The sequence below is a fragment of the Achromobacter pestifer genome, assembly GCF_902859625.1.
Classification (GTDB): domain Bacteria; phylum Pseudomonadota; class Gammaproteobacteria; order Burkholderiales; family Burkholderiaceae_B; genus Achromobacter; species Achromobacter pestifer.
Genome location: NZ_CADIJX010000008.1, coordinates 1 through 22,432, shown reverse-complemented (window position 1 = coordinate 22,432; position 22,432 = coordinate 1). Strand labels below are relative to the sequence as shown.

At 64.0% G+C, this 22,432-nt stretch carries 21 protein-coding genes and 1 pseudogene; 16 read left to right on the top strand and 6 right to left on the bottom strand.

The features are described from left to right. The first annotated feature begins 17 nt into the window (after nucleotides 1-17). From HV753_RS25020 to cyoD, 10 genes are all read left to right on the top strand, one after another. Complete coding sequence (locus HV753_RS25020) at nucleotides 18-446, top strand: DUF2946 family protein (protein ID WP_175177286.1); 429 nt, start codon at nucleotides 18-20, stop codon at nucleotides 444-446. 61 nt (nucleotides 447-507) lie between these two features. Beyond that, the gene (locus HV753_RS25015; protein WP_175177285.1) at nucleotides 508-1,131 is read left to right on the top strand and encodes an SCO family protein; all 624 of its coding nucleotides are present in this window, start codon (nucleotides 508-510) and stop codon (nucleotides 1,129-1,131) included. 34 nt (nucleotides 1,132-1,165) lie between these two features. Next, a complete protein-coding gene (locus HV753_RS25010; RefSeq protein ID WP_175177284.1) occupies nucleotides 1,166-1,666 on the top strand; it encodes a copper chaperone PCu(A)C in 501 nt (166 codons plus the stop codon). Nucleotides 1,667-1,992: 326 nt separating this feature from the next. Continuing rightward, nucleotides 1,993-2,352 (top strand): DUF4148 domain-containing protein, encoded by a 360-nt coding sequence (locus HV753_RS25005; RefSeq protein WP_175177283.1) that lies wholly within the window; start codon nucleotides 1,993-1,995, stop codon nucleotides 2,350-2,352. Between the two features lie 219 nt (nucleotides 2,353-2,571). Beyond that, nucleotides 2,572-3,774 carry an ATP-binding protein gene (locus tag HV753_RS25000; RefSeq protein WP_175177282.1) on the top strand — a complete coding sequence of 401 codons (1,203 nt, stop codon included), beginning with the start codon at nucleotides 2,572-2,574 and terminating at the stop codon, nucleotides 3,772-3,774. Nucleotides 3,775-3,779: 5 nt separating this feature from the next. After that, nucleotides 3,780-4,331 carry a response regulator transcription factor gene (locus HV753_RS24995; RefSeq protein WP_006221322.1) on the top strand — a complete coding sequence of 184 codons (552 nt, stop codon included), beginning with the start codon at nucleotides 3,780-3,782 and terminating at the stop codon, nucleotides 4,329-4,331. A gap of 257 nt (nucleotides 4,332-4,588) precedes the next feature. Then, the gene (cyoA, locus tag HV753_RS24990) at nucleotides 4,589-5,497 is read left to right on the top strand and encodes a ubiquinol oxidase subunit II (RefSeq protein ID WP_175177281.1); all 909 of its coding nucleotides are present in this window, start codon (nucleotides 4,589-4,591) and stop codon (nucleotides 5,495-5,497) included. 2 nt (nucleotides 5,498-5,499) lie between these two features. Beyond that, entirely contained in the window at nucleotides 5,500-7,476 is a 1,977-nt protein-coding gene (gene cyoB / locus HV753_RS24985) for a cytochrome o ubiquinol oxidase subunit I (protein ID WP_175177280.1), read from the top strand. A 3-nt stretch (nucleotides 7,477-7,479) separates the two neighbouring features. Beyond that, a complete protein-coding gene (gene cyoC, locus HV753_RS24980) occupies nucleotides 7,480-8,094 on the top strand; it encodes a cytochrome o ubiquinol oxidase subunit III (protein WP_175177279.1) in 615 nt (204 codons plus the stop codon). Continuing rightward, on the top strand, nucleotides 8,094-8,444 hold the full coding sequence (gene cyoD / locus HV753_RS24975) for a cytochrome o ubiquinol oxidase subunit IV (protein WP_175177278.1): 351 nt from the start codon (nucleotides 8,094-8,096) through the stop codon (nucleotides 8,442-8,444). The genes cyoC and cyoD overlap by 1 nt, the downstream gene beginning before the upstream one ends. Before the next feature lie 128 nt (nucleotides 8,445-8,572). On the opposite strand, the gene HV753_RS24970 is transcribed toward cyoD, so the two are convergent. Beyond that, nucleotides 8,573-11,053, bottom strand: a complete 2,481-nt coding sequence (locus tag HV753_RS24970) for an ankyrin repeat domain-containing protein (protein ID WP_175177277.1) — start codon at nucleotides 11,051-11,053, stop codon at nucleotides 8,573-8,575. A gap of 214 nt (nucleotides 11,054-11,267) precedes the next feature. On the opposite strand from HV753_RS24970, the gene HV753_RS24965 reads away from it, so the two are divergent. After that, nucleotides 11,268-11,897, top strand: coding sequence for a nitrogen fixation protein NifQ (locus HV753_RS24965; RefSeq protein ID WP_175177276.1), 630 nt, complete (start codon nucleotides 11,268-11,270; stop codon nucleotides 11,895-11,897). 12 nt (nucleotides 11,898-11,909) lie between these two features. Here HV753_RS24965 and HV753_RS24960 read toward each other — a convergent pair whose 3' ends face one another. Continuing rightward, nucleotides 11,910-14,036, bottom strand: a complete 2,127-nt coding sequence (locus HV753_RS24960) for a TonB-dependent receptor (RefSeq protein WP_246288391.1) — start codon at nucleotides 14,034-14,036, stop codon at nucleotides 11,910-11,912. A gap of 103 nt (nucleotides 14,037-14,139) precedes the next feature. Here HV753_RS24960 and HV753_RS24955 point away from each other — a divergent pair, with 103 nt between their 5' ends. Continuing rightward, nucleotides 14,140-14,355: a SlyX family protein gene (locus HV753_RS24955; RefSeq protein ID WP_175177275.1), complete on the top strand. Its 216-nt coding sequence runs from the start codon at nucleotides 14,140-14,142 to the stop codon at nucleotides 14,353-14,355. Nucleotides 14,356-14,365: 10 nt separating this feature from the next. Here HV753_RS24955 and HV753_RS24950 read toward each other — a convergent pair whose 3' ends face one another. Continuing rightward, nucleotides 14,366-15,184 carry a class I SAM-dependent methyltransferase gene (locus HV753_RS24950; RefSeq protein ID WP_175177274.1) on the bottom strand — a complete coding sequence of 273 codons (819 nt, stop codon included), beginning with the start codon at nucleotides 15,182-15,184 and terminating at the stop codon, nucleotides 14,366-14,368. A gap of 221 nt (nucleotides 15,185-15,405) precedes the next feature. Between HV753_RS24950 and HV753_RS24945 the strand changes: the two genes are divergently transcribed. The 3 genes and pseudogenes from HV753_RS24945 to HV753_RS24935 all read left to right on the top strand — a co-directional run bounded on the left by HV753_RS24945 (nucleotide 15,406) and on the right by HV753_RS24935 (nucleotide 16,747). Next, nucleotides 15,406-15,762 (top strand): DUF4148 domain-containing protein, encoded by a 357-nt coding sequence (locus tag HV753_RS24945; RefSeq protein ID WP_175177273.1) that lies wholly within the window; start codon nucleotides 15,406-15,408, stop codon nucleotides 15,760-15,762. A 276-nt stretch (nucleotides 15,763-16,038) separates the two neighbouring features. Beyond that, nucleotides 16,039-16,227 (top strand): annotated as a pseudogene (locus HV753_RS24940) (DUF4148 domain-containing protein); the annotation flags it as partial. Between the two features lie 139 nt (nucleotides 16,228-16,366). After that, nucleotides 16,367-16,747 (top strand): hypothetical protein, encoded by a 381-nt coding sequence (locus HV753_RS24935; protein ID WP_175177271.1) that lies wholly within the window; start codon nucleotides 16,367-16,369, stop codon nucleotides 16,745-16,747. 97 nt (nucleotides 16,748-16,844) lie between these two features. Here the strand turns inward: HV753_RS24935 and HV753_RS24930 are convergent, their stop codons facing one another. Together HV753_RS24930 and HV753_RS24925 are read right to left on the bottom strand one after the other, a co-directional pair. Further along, the gene (locus tag HV753_RS24930; RefSeq protein WP_175177270.1) at nucleotides 16,845-18,143 is read right to left on the bottom strand and encodes an ArgE/DapE family deacylase; all 1,299 of its coding nucleotides are present in this window, start codon (nucleotides 18,141-18,143) and stop codon (nucleotides 16,845-16,847) included. A gap of 33 nt (nucleotides 18,144-18,176) precedes the next feature. Next, nucleotides 18,177-19,496: an MFS transporter gene (locus tag HV753_RS24925; protein WP_175177269.1), complete on the bottom strand. Its 1,320-nt coding sequence runs from the start codon at nucleotides 19,494-19,496 to the stop codon at nucleotides 18,177-18,179. 176 nt (nucleotides 19,497-19,672) lie between these two features. On the opposite strand from HV753_RS24925, the gene HV753_RS24920 reads away from it, so the two are divergent. Continuing rightward, on the top strand, nucleotides 19,673-20,653 hold the full coding sequence (locus HV753_RS24920) for a LysR family transcriptional regulator (RefSeq protein ID WP_175177268.1): 981 nt from the start codon (nucleotides 19,673-19,675) through the stop codon (nucleotides 20,651-20,653). A gap of 119 nt (nucleotides 20,654-20,772) precedes the next feature. Here HV753_RS24920 and HV753_RS24915 read toward each other — a convergent pair. Further along, the coding region (locus HV753_RS24915) for a phosphate acyltransferase (protein WP_175177267.1) at nucleotides 20,773-22,432 on the bottom strand (1,660 nt) is incomplete at its 5' end.

Genomic DNA, 22,432 nt, shown 5'->3' with positions numbered 1-22,432 from the left:
ATGACTAAAATGGCACCATGCCTGACCTGACCCGCCTCCATCGCCTGGGGTGCGCCGCGCGCGCCCGTGGCGTGCTGTGGCTGGCGCTTCTGGCCCTGACCTTGCGCGCGCTGGTGCCAACGGGCTACATGCCGGACGTCCGCGCACTGCATGACGGCCGCTTGCAAGTCACGTTCTGCTCCGCTGCGGGCGACCTGTCCACGCTGAGCTTGGCGCTTGCCAACACGGGCGGCGGCGAAAAGCCCGAACATGACGGCGCCAAGACGGGTGCGCAATGCCCCTTCGGGCTGCTTGCGCATATCGCGCCCGCGCCCACTCCCGCGCTGACACCCATGGTTCTGCCTGCGGGGCAGTATGTTCCGCCCCCGCCGGCTTACCGCGCTCTGCCCGCGCTGGCCGCTCAAGGCCCGCCCCTCGGTTCCCGCGCCCCGCCCTTCTTGGCCTGACTTCGCCTGACCGCGCGGCCCCGCCGCGCGCCTTGCCGACCCGTCGACCCAAGAGGTTTTCATGCTCTCTCCCTTTCTGCGCGCGCCCGCTGGCGCGGCGCATGCCCATGCGCCCGATCCCCGGCGGCGCCTGTTGCTGTCCTCCCTGGCCCTGCTGGCCCTGACGGGCTGCGGGCCCGATGCCCCCAAGCTGCACGGCATGGACCTGTCCGGCATGCCAACCGGCGACTTCCAATTACAAGACACCGGAGGCCAGACGCGCCGCCTGGCCGACTACCGCGGCCATCCCATCATGTTGTTCTTCGGTTTCACGCAATGCCCGGACATCTGCCCGACAGCGCTGACACGCGCCATCGAGATCAAGGGCTTGCTGGGCGCCGATGCCGACAAGCTGCGCGTCCTGTTCATCACCGTCGACCCCGAGCGCGACACGCCCGAGATCCTTCAGGCCTACACCCAGGCCTTCGACCCGGCGTTCGTGGGCTTGCGCGGTGATGCGGAGCAAACCCGCGCCGCTGCCCAATCCTTCAAGGTGTTCTATCAAAAGGTCGCCACCGGCTCGTCCTACACCATGGACCACACCGCGCTGACCTACATCATCGACGCCCAAGGCAAGCTGCGGCTTGCCCTGCGCCACCAGCAGACCGCGGAACAATGCGTGGAAGACCTGCGCACGGTGCTGTAACCCCCAAACGCCACTCATCAGATAGAGAAAAACCATGACCAAGAATATGTCGCTCAAGTCGCTGGCCGCTGCCCTGTCCCTGTGCGCATTGGCCGGGCTGGCGCCCGCCGCCCTGGCGCAGGACGCTACGCTGAAGGTGGAAGATGCCTGGGTGCGCGCCACCGTGCCCAGCCAGCATGCCACCGGCGCCTTCATGCGCCTGACCTCGGCCGTCCCCGGCCGCCTGGTTGCCGTGGAATCCGATGCCGCCAAGCACGTGGAAGTCCACGAAATGGCCATGCAGGACAACGTGATGAAAATGCGCCAGGTGCCCGGCATCGATCTGCCCGCCGGCCAGCCGGTGGAACTGAAGCCCGGTGGCTACCACGTCATGCTCATCGACCTGGCCCGGCAGATCCAACCGGGCGACCGCATCGCGCTGACGCTGGTGGTGGAAGACGCCAAGCAGCAACAGCGCCGCGTGCCGGTCCAGGCCGACGCTCGCGCGCTGAACGCGAAGGCCGGCGCGGCCCCGGCGGCGCAGCACGGCCACTAAGCCGCTATCTCTCTATATATAGGCATGGGAAAACCTGGACCGCCGCCTCGCTGAGAAGACGGGGGTCCCGCTGCTGCTGCCGAACAGGCCATGCCCCCTGAAAGCGGAATGACACCTGTACTTCAGGCGTGAAATACCTTTCTTGGCCCGCCTCCGATTTCCCTGCAACGCCCCGGCGCTCGCCCTGTCGAATTGAAAAGACCGGACGAGCGCCGTTTTCATGCGCCCGCCCAGGCATTCCCGCATCCAGGAAATCATCCGTTGGCAGCATCGCGGATGACGGCGCGGCCAGACCGGCCGCAGGCTTTGTTTGCCAGGAGCGTTTCATGAAGACCCTCACCACCACGTTGTTGCTTTGCGCCGGCTTGGCCGTCACCGGGGCTGCTCAGGCCCAGACCACGCAATACAAGCGCGATCTTTACGGCGACTGGCGCGTCACCTACCCCGCCCCCACCGCCAAGACCTCGGATCAGGTAGCCGCTGAACTGGCGCAGTCCAAGGCGAACGGCCAATACACCTTCGGCCAGGAGGACTACCCGCCCCCCGTCGCGTCCACGCAGTCGGAATCCCGCGCCCAGGTCGAGCAGGAATTGCAGCAGGCCGAAGTCCAAGGCCAGATGGCGTCCGACCAGGAAGACTACCCGCCCCCGGCCATGGCCCACAGCGGCATGTCCGATATCCACTAGTGCAAGGGGCCATCAGCCGGCGAATATTGGGGACAAACTTAGCGATCCCCTGCCCGCGTTCATCGCTGAATCGCCTATACAATGCCAGCACATCCGCCGTCGACGCCCTAGTCCGGCTCGACGGTAGCCGGCCTTTCGCGCCGCGCGCCGGATGCCTGCGTTCCGCGCCGCCGGGCGCTTGACCCGCCGGCGGGCTCGCCGGCACCTCTGTGTCTGGATATGCCCGGTAGTTCCGCCTTTTCATTCCTGCGTACCTTATGCAGCCTGCGCTGGCTCGCCATCGCCGGCCAAGCCGCCACCATCCTGCTGGCCAGCAGCGTGCTGGGCATTGCCCTGCCGCTTGAGCCGCTCTGGATAGGCGTCGGCGTGCTGATCGGGTTCAACGCTTACGCCAGCCTGCGCCTGCGCCATCCGCGCGACCTCTCCCACGCCACGGCCTTCGGCCATCTGTTCGTGGACATGGCCGTCTTGTCATGGATGGTGGGCTGGAGCGGCGGCATCAGCAACCCGTTCGGCATGATGTTCCTGATCCTGACGGCCCTGGCGGCGCTGGCGTTGCCGCGCAACTGGGCGCTGGCGGCGGCGGTGGCGGGCATTTCCGGCTATGCGGCGGCAGGCATCTTCGGCCAGCCCCTGCGCGGCGACGTGGACACCCATTCCTTGCTGCTCTGGGGCCTGGGCGCCAACTTCCTGATTTCCGTGGTGGTCGTGCTGGTGTTCTCCACCCGCCTCGCATCCGACCTGCGCGCCCGCGAGCGCGAATTGGCCCGCCTGCGCGAACGCTTCACCCGCAACGAGGGCATCGTCGCGCTGGCCACCCACGCCGCCGCCATGGCGCACGAACTGAATACCCCGCTGGCCACCATGACCCTGCTGGCCGACGAAATCGCGGCCGAGGTCAAAGACGAAGACTTGCGTGCCGACGTAGCCACCTTGAGCCAATTACTGGCCCTATGCCGGGAACGCATCCGCAATCTGGCGGTCCCAACCGCGGTGGATCTGGTCCGCGTGGTGGGGCAATGGCGTCTGATCCGGCCAACGATCGACCTGCAACGCTCGGGCGCCCTTCCGACCAGCCTGCGAGTGGATCCGGCAATCGCGCACCTGCTGCAAGCGCTCTTGAACAATGCGGCGGATGCCGGCGAAGCCGCCGAGGCGCCCCGCGTGGACCTGCATCTGGAATATGGCTATGGCGCTTTGCGCGGCGAAGTCCGGGACTATGGGCGGGGCTTTGACCCTGACCAGACCCTGCTGCCCGCGACCAGCCTGTTCAACAGCGGCAAGCCGGGAGGGCTGGGCGTGGGCCTGGCGCTGTCGCACGCCACCGTGGAACAACTGGGCGGCGAAATGACCATGACCGCCGCCGTGGGGGGAGGCACCCGCATCCGCTTTTACCTGCCCCTGGGCAACCCCGGAACTTGAGAGTGATGAATCCTACCGACCTTGGCCTGCTGATCGACGACGACGAGCTCTATGTGCGCACCTTGCAGCGCAGCCTGTCGCGTCGCGGCCTGGAAACCCGAACCGCCACGGGCATCGCCGAGGCGCTGCGCGTGGCCGAGGAAATCCGCCCCGCCTTCGCCCTGGTGGACCTGCGCCTGGGCGAAGATTCCGGCCTGACCCTGATCCGCCCCCTGCGCGCGTTGCGCGCGGACATGCGCATCCTGCTGGTCACGGGCTACGCCAGCGTGGCTACCGCCGTGGAAGCCATCAAGCGCGGCGCCGACGACTATCTGCCCAAACCGGCCACCGCGCCGATGATCCTGCGCACGCTGGGTCTGGTGAAGCCAGAATCCGTTACGATCGAAACGACCATGACGCCGTTGCACCGCCTAGAATGGGAACACATTCATCAGGCCCTGCACGAAACCGGCGGCAACGTGTCCGCCGCGGCCCGCCTGCTGGGCATGCACCGGCGCTCGTTGCAGCGCAAGCTGGCCAAGAAACCGGGGCCGGAACGCGAAGTCCTCGTTGATTGATTGTGCGGGTGCGACACATCTTTACAACACCCCATGTGCAGGTGCGACATATCGTCGCACCCCACCCCCTGGCCCCGGGGCATCTGCTCCCCTAGGAAAACCCTGAATCTGCTCCATTGGGGGCAGATTCCTCCCAGGCAATGCGACCATTCGTCGCATGCTTGACCGATATCAAGCCGATAGGATGGACGTTGCTGCTTGGCAGCATTCCAGTCTGCTGCCTCGCAGCATTTCCAACCTTCCATCCAAGGCTGTACGTGAAACACCCCCTCCTTGCGACCCTTACGCGCATTTTCGGCGTTGGCGCGGTCATGCTGCTTGGCGGCTGCAACATGGAAATCCTCTCCCCCAAGGGAGATATTGGCGCCCAGGAAAAGACCTTACTGTTCACGGCAACGGGGCTCATGCTCATCGTCGTGATTCCAGTGCTGATCATGATTGTGGCGTTTGCGTGGAAATACCGCGCATCCAATACCAAAGCCGACTACCAGCCCAAGTGGGCCCACTCCACGTCGATCGAAGTCGTGGTCTGGACCGTTCCTTGTATCATCGTGGCGATTCTTGCCGTGATCACCTGGCGCTCCACGCACGCGCTGGATCCCTACAAGCCGCTCGTATCCGAACACAAGCCGATCACCATCGAGGTGGTTTCGCTGGATTGGAAGTGGCTGTTCATCTACCCCGAATACGACATCGCCACGGTCAACGAGATCGCGTTCCCCGTGGACGTCCCGGTCAACTTCCGTATCACGTCGGCATCGGTGATGAACTCGTTCTTCATCCCCCAGCTGGGTAGCCAGATCTACTCGATGGCCGGCATGGAAACGAAGCTGCACCTGAATGCGACCGAAGCCGGCACCTACGCGGGCATCTCGGCCAACTACAGCGGCGCCGGTTTCTCCGGCATGCGCTTCAAGGCCATCGCCACGACGCAAGAAGGGTTCGACAACTGGGTCAAGGAAGCCAAGGCTTCGCCCACGGCGCTGACCCCCGAGGTTTATGCAGAGCTGACCAAGCGCAGCGAGCGCAATCCGGTCGTCAAGTACTCCTCGGCCCCTCCCGCCATGTTTGATTTCGTCCTGGGCAGCACCATGTCCAAGATGGCCGGCGTGGACGACGCCACGTGCACCACCACGTCGAACAATCTGATCGCAGGAATTAACTAACAATGCTCGGGAAACTTACCCTCGAGGCCATTCCGTATCATGAACCTATCGTCATGATTACGTTGGCCGCCGTGTGCCTGGGAGGCCTAGCGGTCTTCGGCGCCGTGACGTACTTCGGCAAGTGGAAGTACCTTTGGACGGAATGGCTGACCTCGGTCGACCACAAGCGCATCGGCGTGATGTACATCATCGTCGCGCTGATCATGCTGCTGCGCGGCTTTGCCGACGCCATCATGATGCGCACCCAGTTGGCGGTCGCGTCCGCCGACTCCGCCGGCTTCCTGCCCCCCCATCACTACGACCAGATCTTCACCGCCCACGGCGTCATCATGATTTTCTTCATGGCGATGCCCTTCATTACCGGGCTGATGAACATCGTGGTGCCGCTGCAAATCGGCGCCCGCGACGTGGCCTACCCGTTCCTGAACTCGCTGAGCTTCTGGCTGTTCGGTGCTGGCGTCGCGCTGATGATGATCTCGCTGTTCGTGGGCGAATTCGCCGCGACCGGCTGGTTGGCCTATCCGCCGCTGTCTGGACTGGACTACAGCCCAAGCGTCGGGGTGGACTATTACATCTGGGCATTGCAGATATCCGGGCTGGGCACAACGCTTAGCGGCATCAACTTCATCGTGACCATCCTGCGCATGCGCGCACCGGGCATGAGCCTGATGAAGATGCCGATTTTCACGTGGACCTCGCTGGTCACCAACGTGCTGATCGTCGCCGCCTTCCCCGTCCTGGCCGCCACGCTCGCGCTGCTGACCATGGACCGCTATCTGGGCACGCACTTCTTCACGAACGACATGGGCGGCAACGTCATGATGTACGTGAACCTGATCTGGATCTGGGGCCACCCCGAGGTCTACATTCTGGTGCTGCCGGCGTTTGGCGTGTATTCGGAAATTGTTGCCACCTTTGCCCGCAAGACGCTGTTCGGCTACAAGTCCATGGTTTACGCCACGGCCGCCATCGGCGTGCTGTCGTTCCTGGTCTGGCTGCACCACTTCTTCACCATGGGAGCGGGGGCCAACGTCAATGCCTTCTTCGGCATTGCGACAATGATTATCTCGATCCCGACCGGGGCCAAGATTTTCAACTGGCTGTTCACCATCTACCGCGGCCGCCTGCGCATCACGACGCCGGTGCTGTGGACGCTGGGTTTCATGATCGTCTTCGTCATCGGCGGCATGACCGGCGTGATGCTGGCCATCCCCGGCGTGTCCTTCGTGCTGCACAACAGCTTGTTCCTGATCGCCCACTTCCACAACACCATCATCGGTGGCGTGGTGTTCGGTTGTATCGCGGGCATGACGTACTGGTTCCCGAAGGCGTTCGGCTTCACGCTGAATGAACGTCTGGGCCGCTACTCGTTCTACTGCTGGTTCGTCGGTTTCTTCATGGCCTTCATGCCCCTGTACATCCTGGGCTTCAAGGGCATGACGCGCCGCCTGAATCACTACGACAACCCCGAATGGCAGCCGTACCTGCTGGTCGCGCTGGCTGGCGCCGCGCTGATCATGCTGGGCATCTGGTTCCTGCTGCAACAAGTGTTCGTGTCGGTTCGCCAGCGCAAGCAAAACCAGGACGTCACCGGCGATCCCTGGGATGGCCGTACCCTGGAATGGGCGATTTCGTCGCCGGCTCCTTTCTACAACTTCGCCCACGTTCCTCACGTTGATGAACTGGACCAGTTCTGGGAAGACAAGCAAAGCGGCAAGGCCTACAAGCGCCCCGCCAAGTACGAAGACATCCATATGCCGCGCAACACCGCCGTTGGCGTGTTCATCGGCGCCTTTGGCCTGGTCATGTGCTTTGCGCTGATCTGGCACATCTGGTGGCTGTCGATCGTCGGTTTCGTCGGCATGATCGGTTCGTTCATTGTTCGCGCCTATGACCGCGACATCGACTACTGGGTCCCGGCCGCGGAAGTCGAACGTATCGAAAACGCTCACTTTGACAAAATGCAAAAGGCCGCCTGAGCCATGATTCAAGCCGTAGCCACTCACCCCCACGCGGGTCACGACGATCACGCGCATCATGACGATGGATCCAAGACCGTTTTCGGTTTCTGGGTCTATCTGATGAGCGACTTGCTGATCTTCTCGGTCCTGTTCGCCACGTTCGCGGTGCTGTCCAACGCCACCGCGGGCGGCCCCACGGGCAAAGAACTGTTTGACCTGAAGTTCGTGCTGGTCGAAACGCTGTTGCTGCTGTTCTCCAGCTTCACCTTCGGCATGGCCAACCTGAACGTCCACGCCAACAACAAGTCCCGCGCCATGGGCTGGTTGATGGTGACGTTCCTGTTCGGTGCAGGCTTCATCGCGATGGAAGTCTGGGAATTCCATCACCTGATCACTGAAGGCGCCGGCCCGGGCCGCAGTGCTTACCTGTCGGCGTTCTTCACGCTGATCGGCACGCACGGCCTGCACGTCACCTTCGGCCTGATCTGGATCATCGTCCTGCTGGACATGATTCGCCGCCATGGCCTGGACTCGATCAACAAGCGTCGTCTGGCGTGCCTGAGCCTGTTCTGGCACTTCCTGGACATCGTCTGGATCTGCGTCTTCACCTTCGTCTATCTTTTGGGAGCCATCTGATGTCGCACTCCGCTGCGGCCGCACACGGCCACGACGATCACGCCGCCGATCACGGCAGCCTGAAGTCCTACATCATCGGTTTCGTGCTTTCGCTGTTGCTCACCTTCGGCTCGTTCGGCCTGGTGATGCACGGTGCACTGTCCCACACCGTCACCATCATCGGCGTGGTGGCACTGTGCGTGCTCCAGTTGCTGGTGCAACTGGTGTACTTCCTGCACATGGGCGCCTCGAAGTCGGCTCGCGACAACCTGGCCGCCTTCGTCTTCACCGTGATAATCATCTCCATCATTGTCGGCGGTTCGGCATGGGTGCTGTACAACATGAACGTGAACATGGGTCACGCCATGTAAAGACGGCTTGCCGTTGATGCAAAAAAACAGGCACCTTCGGGTGCCTGTTTTGTTTTATGCGCTGGGGCGGCGCGACGTTGGCGGCCTGGCTTTGGCAACGTTATTTCGGCGGCGTCACTTCGGCGGCGTCACTTCGGCGCCGTCACGGTCAGCGTGACACCCGCCTGCCTGGCCAGGTCAATCGCGGAACGGCCCACGAAGGGCTGCACGCGCGCAGTCTGGCGCAGGTCGCAACTGGCCGCGGCTTCGGCCCCTTCCAGCACTTGCCTCACCGCGCGCGCGCCCGTCGGGCTGATCGGCCCGGTATTGCTCAGTTGCCAGGCCAGCACATCGGCCACCGCCATGCCACAACGCCAAGGCGTGCGATACAACCCGGCGTCGTGCGCCATCAACGCTTGCGCCTTGGCTTCATTGCCCCGTTGCAGCATCGTCACCAGCGGCAAGGCATCGGCGTCCGCCACGTCCTGGATGCGGATGTTGGGATCCGTCCGGTCGGAAGCGTCCGCCCCCTGCGTGAGCCAGGCCAGATACAGATCATCGGGCAACCACGGCAGGCTCAGCGGCGCGATGCCGTTGTTGGCAAGGCCGGTGGCATCATTCGCCCGAACAAGCGGCACGCCCGCCGCCAGCAGGCGTTCGGCCGTCGCGCGCAGCCTGGCGCGTTGGCCGTCCCATTCCGGACTGTTCTGCTTGATGGCCGCGCGGATCTCGACCTGATTCCACACGCTGAGCAAGCTGGATAGCGATTCCGGCGTCAGCGGCATCTGCGGCTGGCCAGCGGCTTTGGCCAACTGGTCCACCAGCGCGGGCTGCATCGTGCGCACCGCCAGGCTCAACGCCTCGTTCAAACCGTTGCGCTCAGGAGTCTTGTTGGCGCTGTAGCCGCCCACTGCCGGGTCCGCGCCGTGGGCCAGCGCGAAGCTCACGCGCTCGGGGATCGGATAGGTCACCGTCGGCGTCAATTCGCCGCTGATCGATTCGCGCAGGGCTTCCAGCAATGGGGTTTCCCACATGCCGCGGTTGCCGTAGTACATGCGGACATAGGCGGCATTGATGTCCGCGCCCTTGGCCAGCAGTTGCTCGGCAAACCAGAACCGCTTCGGCGACCCCATCGCGGCATGCAGCGCCGACCGGCCATTCTTTTCGCGCACATTCGGATTGGCGCCTTTGGCCAGCAGATAGGTCAGATTGTCCTTGTCTTCGCTGTAGTACGAAATGCGCCGCACCAGCAGTGGCGTGCCGTTGGAGTCGCCGGCGTCCAACGGCGCACCTGCGGCGATCAAGACATCCGCCAGGGCATAGCGCTCGGCCGCCGGTCGTGTGTCGCTACCCTCCGGCAACGCGCTGGCCAACAGCAGGAATCCATTGTTGGGCCCGTCCGCCTTCGCCCCCGCCGCCAACAAGACCCGCACGGTGTCCAGCTGCTTGAGCGACACCGCCACGGCCAGCGCCGACGTGCCGTTCTCGTTCACGCCATTCGGATCTTGTCCGGCCGCCAATTGGGCGCGCACCGCGTCCAGGTCGTCTGCCTGGATCGCCTTGAAGATCGCCAACCGGGGCCGGCAGGCATCGGCATTCAGTACCTTCTCGTTCAAGGCTGCGCCGATGCGGCTGGCGATATTGCTTGGGATCGGCGCTTTCTCCACCAGGCGGTTGGTGCAATACAGACGGTAGTCCTCGCGTGCCAGCACCTCGAAGTAAGCGCGCCTGTCGCCCCCCTTCACGCTCTGCGCCCAGCGGGCGTCGCCGCGGTTCAGATACGCCGCCGTGCGCGAGGGATCACGCCGCAGCACGTCGCTGAGAATGCGGTCGGCCTGCACGGCATCACCCGACTCGGCCAGCCAGAAGCCGTAGTCATTCAACGCCGCCAGCATGTCAGGATCTTTGCCACCGGGATCAATCTCGCGATAGTCCTGTTCCATCACGAAGCGGCGCAAGTCTGCCAGCGCGCGGCCGAACTGGGCCGTCTTGGCGCGCGGGATGGCAAACGCCACCTGGTGCAAGGTACGGAACGTGGCCGTCACGTCCACCGGCGCCTGATGCTCAAAGCGCACCTCGGCGGGAAACGACTTCAGGCGGCTGGGGTAGCTCTTCAGCGCCTCTTGCAAGGTGGTCAGGGCCTGCGCCTTGCGCGCCTCGTCCCAGGGCTGGTTGGCAGTGACGACGGCAAGGCCGGCCTCGGCATGAACGGTAGCGACATTTCCCGTGGCGTCCACCAGAAAGCCGTCGGCGCGCGGGGCGTCCGTGTCGTTGTAGGCATAGCCCACCCAATAGAGCGGCACGTCATTGCGCGGCACCCTGACCGCCACGCGCTCTTCGCGCGACGCTTGCCAGGCAGCCGGATCGATCACCAGCGGCTGCGAGCGGAAGTCCAGGCGGAATTCCTTGCCGGTTCCGCGCACGTACCGGTACAGGTACAGGCGGTTCTCCATCTGGCCGACCAGCACCACGTCGCGGACATTTTCGGTGCCCCAGACACGGCGCTCCGGCTCGCGCAAGGGGTAGCGCGACAAACGAACGGATTCGATGACGGCGCCGATGTCAGAGGCCACGGCCGGCGGCGGCGCTGCCGCCAGGCCAGCCAACGCCACCAGGATCGCGGCGGACATGCGGGAGACTACGGGAAGGAAGCGGCGCGGCATGCGGGAACGGAAACCAGGAAATCAGGGACACCGATCATACCCCTGGGGAAAGCCCCATCCCGGGTAAGTCCCGACACACCTTTGTCCACAATATCGCGAGCATTCGTGACTTTCGTTATATATTCCGCAATATAACGCTTTCATTAACATTTGAACGACTTCTGCGCCTGCTGCTGCCCCCATGGATGCCGTACTCACCCCCCCGCCCGCTGCGGCAGACTCTCGCACGCCAGCCCAGCGATTTGCTCGCGCCCTGCTGCATCATTCGCCGCCCGGCCATCCCGACGCGGGTTTCTTCGCGACGGTGATCGGCACCAGCCTGGCGCATCAGGACCTGGCGCGCAGCGGCCTTTGCCCCGACGAACTCCTGCACTTGCTGAACCACCTGTTTCCGGGAGCCCTGGCATCGGACGATGCCCGGCTGTCTGCGCTGCGGGAACAGTACGCGGGGTACGCCCTGAGCGGGCGGGGCGACCCGCAGCTGGGTTTCACCTTGCTGCTGCGCGTGCTGCTGGACGCCTATCGCGCTCCCGGCCCCGAAACCACGCCCTGGGTCACGGGCGTGCTGGTACACGCCTGCCTGCGACCCGACCACCTCTGGCGCGACCTGGGCCTGTCTGGCCGCGAAGACGTGACTTTCCTGCTGGCACGCCACTATCCCAGCCTGGTGATACGCAACGTGAACAATTTGCGCTGGAAGAAATTCCTGGCCTATTCGGCCTGTGAACACGCCGGGCTGCCCCCGTCGGCCGCCCCCGGCTGCCCCGCTTGCGAAGACTACGGCGTCTGCTACCCGGATACGCCTGACTGACGGCTGCGCGCGCTAGAACCGGTACGCCACTCCCACCCCCAATCCGGCGCTACGTCCTGCCGCGGGCTCGTAGTAACGGCCGTTGCTCTCATTGACGATCACGGACCCCGCATAGCGTTTGTCGAACAGGTTGTCCACCCGCGCATACGCATTCAATTCCCATGCGCCCAAGCGCTTCACATAGCCGGCGCTCAGCGCCGCCACGAAGTAGGCGGGCGCCTCCTGGTCGTTCGCGTCGTTCACGTAGATCTTGCTCAGGTAGCGTCCTTCCACGGAAGCCTGCCAGCCCTCGGGCGGCGCCCAGGCCAGGGACGCGAATACCGCCTGCCGCGCAATACCGGGAATCTTGTTGCCGGCGCGTATGGCGCCCGCGCCGTCGTCCGCATAGCGCGCGTTCAACCAGGTATAGGCGACCTGCGTACGCCAGTGCGCAGCGATGTCTCCCGACCAGCTCAACTCCACGCCATCGCGCCGCGTACGGCCCGCATTCTGATAGGTGGTGCGCCCGCCAGAACTGCCGGCCGACACGATCTCGTTGTCGGTGCCCGTGTGGAAAACGGCCGCCGTCGCCAGACCCTCCGCTACGCGCGCCTTCACGCCGGCTTCAAGATTGGTGCTTAGCGAAGGCGCCAGCCCAAAATTCAACCCCGGCTGACCGCCCGGCCGATACGAGATCTCGTTCAGCGTGGGAGTCTCGAAGCCGCGCCCATACGAGGCATACACACTGACGTCCGGATTGACCGCGTAGCGCAGCGCGGCCACCGGCAGCGCCTTGCGATAGCGTGCATCGCCGCTATCGTCGCCATTGCCAGGCACGATGTAGTGGTCACTGGAATCAAAACTGACCGTGCTGTAGCGCAAGCCCGCATCCAGCGTCCAACGCGCCGATACCTTCCACGACAACTGCACATAGGGATCGGCGTTATAGACGGTGTTGGTTTCGTCGCGCCGCAACGCGCCTTGCACGCCCAGCCGCTGATCGGCGCCCGTGCCGGTGAAGTTCTGATAACCCTTGCGGTCTTCACGCATCGAATCGTAGGAAAACCCGCCAATCAGCGTCAGCGGCCGGCCGGCCAGATCCTGCTCGGAGGTCCAGCGCACATCCGCGCCGCCGTACTGGCGCGCAAGGTCAATGACGCCGCCTGCCTGCGTCGGCGCCAATTGCGCGGCTGGCGGAATCGCCTGGTATTGCGTCGTGTCGCGCTGGCCGACATACGCCATCACGCGCAAGGTATTGCGGCTGTCCACCTGCCGCTCGTAGACCACGCCGCCCTGCGTCTGCCGCACCGTCTTGCGCGTGTTGTATTGCTCGGCCAAGGGCGCCGCGCGCGGGTCGTCCTGAAACTGCTGATACGTCAGGCCCAGCGGGTCTTGCGCCTTCAAGTCCACGCTGTTGACCACGATGGTCAAGCGGCTGGCGTCATCCCATTGCAGGCCCAGCTTGGCATTGGCCAGGTTCTTGCGCGCCGCGCTGTGGTCGCGGTAGCCATCGGTTGTGAAGCGGGTGGCGTCCAGCACATAGTCGAATCCGTCCGTACGGCCGCCGCTGGCTTTCACGCCGTAGCGCCAGGTGCCATCGCTGCCGCCCCACCCGCTTGCCGAAAGCGTGGGCGGCGGTGCGCCGTCTTCCGTGTAGACCTGAATCACCCCGCCCGACGAATTCCCGTACAGCGCGGAGAATGGCCCCCGCAGCACCTCGACACGATCGATCGAACCGATATCGATATTGGAAGTCTGCCCTTGTCCGTCCGGCATGGTGGCCGGAATGCCATCCACGTACAGCCGCACGCCACGCACGCCAAAGGTGGACCGCGCGCCGAAGCCCCGGCTGGAAATCTGCAAGTCCTGCGCGTAATTCTGCCGGTTCTGAATCTGTAGACCCGGCACGCCAGCCAACCCCTCGGACAGATTGATGCCAGGCTGTCTCCGGCGCATGATGGCGCCCTCGACCACGTCCACCGAAGCGGGCGTCTCCAGCACGGACGTGCCCAGGCGCGTCCCCGTCACGACAACGGGGGACAAAGTGGCTTCCGTCTGCTGCGCCCAGGCGCCCCCCGCCAAGCCGTTCGCCAACCCTGCCGCCAATGAACCCCGCGCGGCCCAGCGCAGGCTCCAATGCCCCGCTGGTTTCCGCGTCATGCCACGCCGTCCGACCTGCATCGTCAAATTCATCTCCCGTGGAAACCATCGACCCGCAATCGCCATTGGAAACGCAAAGCGGGAATAGGTTCTAATAGCCGCCATGGAACCCATGCAAGACATCGAACGCCGCCTGCTCGAACTAGAGGTCAAGTCCAGCTTCGCGGACGACCTGCTGGAGCAACTGAACCAGATCATCGTCCGCCAGCAACAGCAGATAGACCGGCTGCTGCGCGAAGTGGCCGACCTGCGCCAGCAGGCGCCCGAAGGGGCCGCGCCTTTTCGCAGCCTGCGCGACGAACTGCCGCCCCACTACTGACGCGGCGCGGCTAATACCGGTAGCGCAACAGCCTGCCCAGACGCCGCAACGGCGCGATTCGCCGCATCAGCCAGACCACCGCCCGCGCGGGCCAGGAATATCTGGCCCACTGCCTGCCATCGTCTTCCTCATAGAGCCATTGTTCATCACGCAGCCGCAATCCGGGCACCTGAGCTTCCAGATCCTGCGGATTGTCCAGGCTCCAGCGCATCACGGCACCCGTTGCCTTGAACATGCGATTACGCGACGCCAGGGCAAGCCCCATCCGGCTATAGGCGTCAAACGCGATCTCACCACTGGGAAACTGCGTGGCAATCGTGCGCAGCAACGACAGCACCTCGTCTTCGCGCAAATACAGAAACAGCCCTTCGGCCACGACCAAGGCCGGTCTATCGGTGGGCACCTGCGATAGCCAGCCCAGGCTGGACATCGCGGAACCCAGCAACTGAACCCCCGGCCGCGCGGGATACAACGCGCGCCGCAGCTCGATGACATCGGGATAATCCACCTCGAACCAACTGACCTCAGGCGGCGGATCCACCCTGAACACCCGGGTATCCAGACCGCAGCCCAGATGCAGCACAGTGGCGCCACGGTGCGCGGCAATGAACTCCCGCACCCATGCATCCAGCGTGTACGCCCGCATCGCCAGGCCAATCATTTCGTCCTGGCGCATGCCCAGCGAGGAAAAGTCATAGTCAATGCGAGTCACCGCCTCGGCGGCATGGCGGTCCTGCAATAGAGAGCCGGGCAAGCGGCTTTCCTCCGCCTTGGCGTACAGCGTGATCAGCAGCGTGGCCTTTTCATGCGTCAGATGGACCTGTTCCATGCCGCCTCCCCCAAGGCATTGACTGCGCTATCCGTTCCATTGATAGGGACTATTGACTATTTTCAATATCAATATCCCATTTATGGAAATATCTTTTACCGATATACGGGTTTATCCCTATCTTCATTTAGCGCAGAATTCAGTCATCGGGAAACAGCAACGAACCACGACGGATAGGCCGCCGGATTCGCCCCCCAGGCCCTTGAAATCGGAGATTTACCATGAAGAAGACCCTTGCTACCGCTTTGATGTTGTCCTTGGCCGCCCTGAGCGCAGGCGCCTACGCATCGCAAAACATCGAACCCAACAACGTACCGTTCCAAGGCGTGTACGGCACCCCGTACGAAGGCCCGACCCGCGCCCAAGTGCAAGCCGAACTGGCTACGGCCAAGGCTGCCGGCCTGGTGACCAACGTCGAACCGAACAACGTGCCGTTCCAAGGCGTCTACGGCGCTCCTCAGTCGGGCAAGACCCGCGCTGAAGTGCAAGCCGAACTAGCCGCCGCCAAGGCCGCAGGCCAGGTGTCCAACGTTGAACCCAACGACATGCCCTTCGCTGGCGTCTACCACGGCAACTGATCTGCCCTGTAACGATTTAACCCTCCCCTTGTTGTACCTTGGCCGCCCGCAATATGGCGGCCTTTTTTTTGCATGGATGAAGGGCGTTGGCTATCCCCCTGCATCCATTCGGCCTCGCGGCCCGTATGTCCAGATAAGGCCCAACGCCCCGTTCCTCCTTCAACAGAGGACTTTTCAGCAGGTCGCTTCACCTTGTCAGCCTGCGGGAAACCGCAACGAAAATCGACGGATAGGCCGCCGGATTCGCTCCCGCGCTTTTGAAATCGGAGATACGCCATGAAGACCTTTGCCACCACCGTGATCCTGTCCTTGGCCGCCCTGGGCGCCGGCAGCGCTTATGCATCGACCAATACGGAACCCAACAACGTTCCCTTCCAGGGCGTCTACGGCACCAAGTCCGACGGCCCGACCCGCGCCCAGGTTCAGGCCGAACTGGCCGCCGCCAAGGCCGCCGGCAAGGTATCGAACGTGGAACCGAACGCCACGCCGTACATGGGTAAATCCCGCCCCATGTAAGCCGGGCGCATTGCAAAAGGGATGGGTTCGCGTACTATCGGCTCAGGTATAAGCATGACAATCTGATCCAACAGTCTGGGAGCCCATCTTGAAAACCACCCGCGTTCTCGCCGCGTTGCTCATCGCGGCCGGCATGTCGGCGACGGCGGCCGCCGCGCCTGCGGTGATGCTGAACAATTCGCTCATCACGCAAATCCCCAAAGGCGACAGGACCTCGTTCCATGAAGCCATCGCGCAGACGCTGAACAGCTCGGCCGACGGCCAGCCCACGGATTGGGCCAGCAAGACACAACCCAAGAAGGCCGCGCCGATCACCGTGCGGCTTACGCCCACTCAAACGACGAAGGTCAAGGACGATCGCGTCTGTCGCTTCCTGGTGGCCGACTTTGCGCGCACCAGCACCACCGAAAAGTGGCAGTTCTGGTTCTGCAAGCAGCCCGACGGCACGTGGAAGGCCAGCAGCAATTGATGCAGTGTTGACGCGAAGCGTTCACCAGGAAAATGGCCCCAGCGGGGCCATTTTCATTACGGCAACGCGAAGGGCCACACGAAGCGTCCCGCCTGACTCAATCCTGCACGCCGCACCATTGCGCGATGAACAGCGCGATGGTCTTGGTGATGAGGCGCACCGATTCAAGATGCACCCGCTCGTCAAAGCCGTGGATGTCCAGTGACTTGGGGCCGTAGACCAAGGTGGGCATATCGCCATAGATGACGAAGACGCGGGCGTCCAGATAGCCTGGCGTGGTGAAGCTTTGCAGTTCGCTTTGGAACGCCTGGCGGTGGCACTCGCGTAGCGTGTTTTCTGCGTCGGAGCCTTCTTCCAGCACGTAGCCTTCGGCGTAGAAGCCGGTGTACGTGACGGCGGGTGGCGTTCCGCCCAGGCGGGGGTCGGATACGGCGTCTTGCAGGCAGGCGTCGATCTCGGCGCGCGCTTCGTCCGCTGTCGTGCCGGGGTAGATGGCGGCGCGCACATCGAATTCGCACCACGGCGGCACGGTGGAAGGCCAGTCGCCGCCTTCGATCTTGCCGATGTTGAAGTTGATGGGGTGGTCCAGGTGTTCGAAATGGCGGTGGCAGTGATGCTGCCCGTTCCACTTGGTTTCCAGCTTGCGCAGCGCTTCGATGGTGGCGTAGGCGGCGTCGATGGCGTTGAAACCGTTGGCCATTTCGCGTGTATGCGTGGGGTGGCCTTGCACGCGGACCTTGAACCACAAAACGCCCACGTTGGCGCGCACCAGCATGTTCTCTTCGGGTTCGGGAATGATGACCGCATCGGCCTTGTAACCGCGCAGCAGCGCGGCCAGCGCGCCGTTACCCGTGCATTCCTCTTCGACCACCGATTGGAAATAGATGGGTGCCGCCGGTGCATAGCCCGCCGCGCGCAGGGCGTCGTAGGCGAACAGGTTGGCGGCTAGGCCCGCTTTCATGTCGGCGGCGCCACGGCCATACATCCAGCCGTCGATGATGGCCGGATCCCACGGTGAACGGCTCCACATATCCTGCGGCCCCGTGGGCACCACGTCCACGTGCCCGTTCAAGATCAGCGACCGCCCGGTCTGCACGTCGGGCCGGTACGTGCCGACCACATTGAAAGCGTTCTCGTACGAGACCGTGACGGGACCAAAGCCCGGATGGGACTCGATGTCCTTGACGTCGATCTTCCAGCGGTCCATCGCAAAGCCGCGCTGGCGCATCGCTTCGTACAAGAAGTCCTGCGCGGTGTGCTCCTGTTCGCGCAGCGAGGGAAAGCGCACCAGATCCTGCGTGAAAGCCAACTGCGCATCGAAGCGGTCATCCACCGCCTGCAAGATGCGGCGAGTCTGTTCGGCCGTCAATGCGGCGGGGAGTTGAGTGGTATCCATGATGTCTCCTTGAAGTGAACGTCGCGCGCGGCCTCAGGCGGCGGGCGTCACGGCGCGAGGGGAAGTGGCTTGGCGCGGCTTGTGGTTGGCCAGGCCCCATATCGAAACGAGCGTGATGGCCGACAGCGCGGAATAGAACAGCGCCAGCGGCAGCCATTGGCCGGGATACTGATGCGACAGCCAGGTGCCGATCAACGGCGTGAAGCCGCCCGCGACAGCGCCGCACAGCTGATACGACAGCGAAATTCCCGAGTAGCGCACGTGGGTCTCGAAGGCCGCGCTGATGAAGCCAGCCATGGCCGAATAGATCGTCGCCATGAACACCAGCACGATCGCGATGCCGGCAACGATGCTGAGCGGCGTGGCATGGCTGACCAACACGAACATCGGATACGGCGCCAATACCGAGCACGCCGCCGCGATCATCAACACGCGCGACGTGCCCAGCGATTCAGCGAACCAGGCGGCCAGCGGCTGCACGATCAGCTGGATGATGGCCACGGCGAACAGGCAGTCCAGGATCATCGCGCGGTCCAGGCCCAGCGTCTGCGTGGTGTAGGCCAGCATGAACGTGTTGGTGAAGTAGATGCCGCCGATCGCCACGGTGCACACGCCCATGCACAGCAACACCGTGCGCCAGGCGGTGCGCAGGACTTCACGCGCCGGCACTTCGGACGTTTCCTGTTGCGCCAGCACCTTGGCGAAATCAGGCGATTCGCTGACCCCGATGCGGATGAAGTAGCCCACCCCCAGCAGCACAGCGCTGACCAGGAACGGGATGCGCCAGCCCCAGGCCAGAAAGTCGGCTTCGTCCAGGGTCGTGATCAGGCGGAATGCCACCAGCGACAGAATCAAGCCCGCCGGGCTGCCCAGCTGCGCGAAGGACGCCGCGAAGGTGCGCCGGCGCTGCGAGGCGTGTTCGCCCGCCATCAGCACTGCGCCGCCCCATTCGCCGCCCACGGCCAGGCCTTGCGCCAGGCGCAGCAGCAACAACAGCGCGGGCGCGAGCATGCCGGCCTGCGCATAGCTGGGCAACAGGCCGATACCTACGGTGGCCACGCCCATGATGATCAACGTGGCCATCAGCGCATTCTTGCGCCCGACGCGGTCGCCCAGATGGCCGAACACCAGGCCTCCCAGCGGCCGCGCAAGAAAGCCCGCCGCGAACGTGCCAAAGGACGCCATCGTGCTGACAAACGGATCGGCGGTGGGAAAGAACACCTTGCCGAACACCAGCGCGGCGGCCGTGGCGTAAATGTAGAAGTCGTACCACTCGATGGTGGTTCCGATGAATGCCGCGGCAGCGGCGCGAACGGGCTGCCTGGCGGTGGATGAGGGGGCGGGGGCCGACATGTTTTCTCCTTGGATTTTTTGGATTTGATGGCGGCTTTATCGCCCGCGCCCATGGGCATGGTCAATTTCTGATTTCTTATCATCGACTTAAATTAAATTAATGTTGCGCTATGATGGCCGGAACTGCCCTTGCCGGCCGCCCGCCGTCCCATCAATTCTTTATCGATCAAGGTGTTATGAAGGAACCATCGATTGCTCCGGCGACGATTGCGCGCGTGGGCGACCGCCTGGACTGGAATCTTCTACGGACTTTTCTGGTGATCGCCCAAGAGCGCAGCATTAGCGGTGCTGCTATCAAACTGCACCTGACGCAGTCGGCGGTCAGCCAGGCGTTGCGCCGGCTTGAACAGCAGCTGGACCGCAGGCTGATCGAGCGGCATCACTCCAAATTCGCCATCACCCCGGCCGGGGAAGAGGTGCGCCGGGCCGCCTTGGCCATCCATGGAAACGTGTCGCAACTGGTCAGTGACGTGGCGCAGGCGGAAGAAGAAACGGTGGGCAGAATCCACCTGCTGGTGGCCAGCCGCATCCATTCGGCGGTGTATGACGAGTTCTGGGTGCGCTTTCATCGCGCACACCCACGCATTGAAGTCCAGATGGACGTGCTGCCCAGCAGCGAGATCGCAAACGTGCTGCAACAGCGTGGCGCGACGGCCGGCATCGCGCTATGCCGGCAGATTCCAAAGCGGTTGGAACACAAGCTGTTCCTGCAACAGCGCTACGCCATGTTCTGCGGCAAGCACCATCCGCTGTTCGGGCGCACGGACATCCGCATGGAAGACCTGCTGAACGAGAATTTTGTCTCGTTCGCCAGCGACGCCTTGGGCGACAGCCTGTCGCCCTTGACCATCTTTCGCGATCAGCGCGGCTTCTCGGGCAGCATCATCGCCACGTCCTCGCAGCATGACGAGGTCAAGCGCCTGCTGGTGGCGGGCTTCGGCATCGGCTGCCTGCCCGAACACAGCGTGCAGGCCGATCTTGCGGAAGGCCGCTTGTGGCGTTTGCCGCCGGGCGAAGGCGTGTGCGCCGCCGACCTGCATCTGCTTTGGCACGGGGACGCGCACCGCAGCGCGGCCGAGGAGCTGTTCATTACGGCGTTCCGGGACCATATCGACAACTATTCGCTGCCCCAGCGGCTGTTGCCCCACCTGCCCTGAATGCTTGCGCCCGCCGCATCCGCGCGCGCATGAAAAAACGCCCCGGCAAGCGGCACGCGGGTGCGGCTTGTCGGGGCGTTGATGCCTGCCGGGCGCGTTGCGCGCCGCTTGCCGGGGTCTTAGACGGCTGCGTCCACCCGGTTGGCGTCCAGCACGGTCATGGCCGCCATGTTGATGATGCGGCGCACCGTCGAGCTTGAGGTCAGGATGTGCACCGGCGCGTTCGCGCCCAGCAGGAACGGGCCCACCGCCACGTTGCCGCCCGCTGCCGTCTTGAGCAGGTTGTAGGCGATGTTGCCGGCATCCACGTTCGGGCACACCAGCAGGTTGGCTTCGCCCCTGAGCGTGGAGGACGGCAGGATGCGCATGCGCAGCGCCTCGTCCAGCGCGCAGTCGCCGTGCATTTCGCCGTCGATCTCGATTTCCGGCGCGGCTTCGCGCACCAGTTCCAGCGCGCGGCGCATCTTGGCGCCCGAAGCCGAGCTGCCCGACCCGAAGTTCGACCGCGACAGCAACGCCACCTTCGGCGCCAGGTTCATGCGGGCCATTTCCTGCGCCGCCATCACCGTGAATTCCGCGATCTGTTCCGCCGTGGGTTCGTCGTTCACATGCGTATCCACCAGCACCACCGTGCGCTCATTGAGCAGCAGGATGTTCATGGCCGCATACACGTTGTGACCCGGACGGCGGCCAATGACTTCATCCACGAAACGCAGATGGTCGTGATAGGCGCCCACGGTGCCGCAAACCATCCCGTCGGCGTCGCCCAGGTGCACCATCATCGCGCCGATCAAGGTCAGGCGGCGGCGCATTTCCACGCGCGCCATTTCCTTGGTGATGCCGCGACGGCACATCAGTTCCCAGTACGTCGTCCAGTATTGGTGGAAGCGTTCGTCGTATTCGGGATTGGTCACTTCGACGTCTTCGCCCAGGCGCAGGCGCAGGCCGAATTTCTCGATGCGCGACAACAGCACCGCCGGACGGCCCACCAGGATGGGGCGCGCCAGGCCTTCGTCCACCACCACTTGCACGGCACGCAACACGCGCTCGTCTTCGCCTTCGGTGAAGACAATGCGCGACTTGCCGCCGTTGCGCACGATGCGCTTGGCTGCCGAGAACAGCGGCTTCATGAACGCGCCCGAGTGGTACACGAACTGCTGCAATTGCTCTTCGTAGGCTTCCAGGTCAGCCAGCGGGCGCGTGGCCACGCCACCGTCCATCGCCGCCTTGGCCACGGCCGGCGCGATGCGCACGATCAGGCGCGGATCGAACGGCTTCGGAATCAGGTATTCCGGCCCGAACGAAATGTCATAGGTGCCATACGCGGCAGCCACGACCTCGTTCTGCTCTTCTTCCGCCAGCTGGGCGATGGCGTGCACCGCCGCCATTTCCATTTCCCGCGTGATGGTCGTGGCGCCCACGTCCAGCGCGCCACGGAAGATGTACGGGAAGCACAGCACGTTGTTGACCTGGTTCGGGTAGTCCGAACGGCCCGTGGCCATGACCACGTCGTCGCGCACGCCGTGCGCCACTTCCGGCAGGATTTCCGGCGTGGGGTTGGCCAGCGCCAGGATCAGCGGGCGCGGGCCCATCGCAGCGACCATTTCAGGCTTCAGCACGCCACCGGCCGACAGGCCCAGGAACACGTCGGCGCCCTGGATCACTTCAGCCAGCTTGCGGGCGTCGGTCTTCTGCGCAAAGCGCGCCTTGTCCGGATCCATCAGGACCGTGCGGCCCTCGAAGACCACGCCTTCCAAATCCGTCACCCAGATGTTTTCC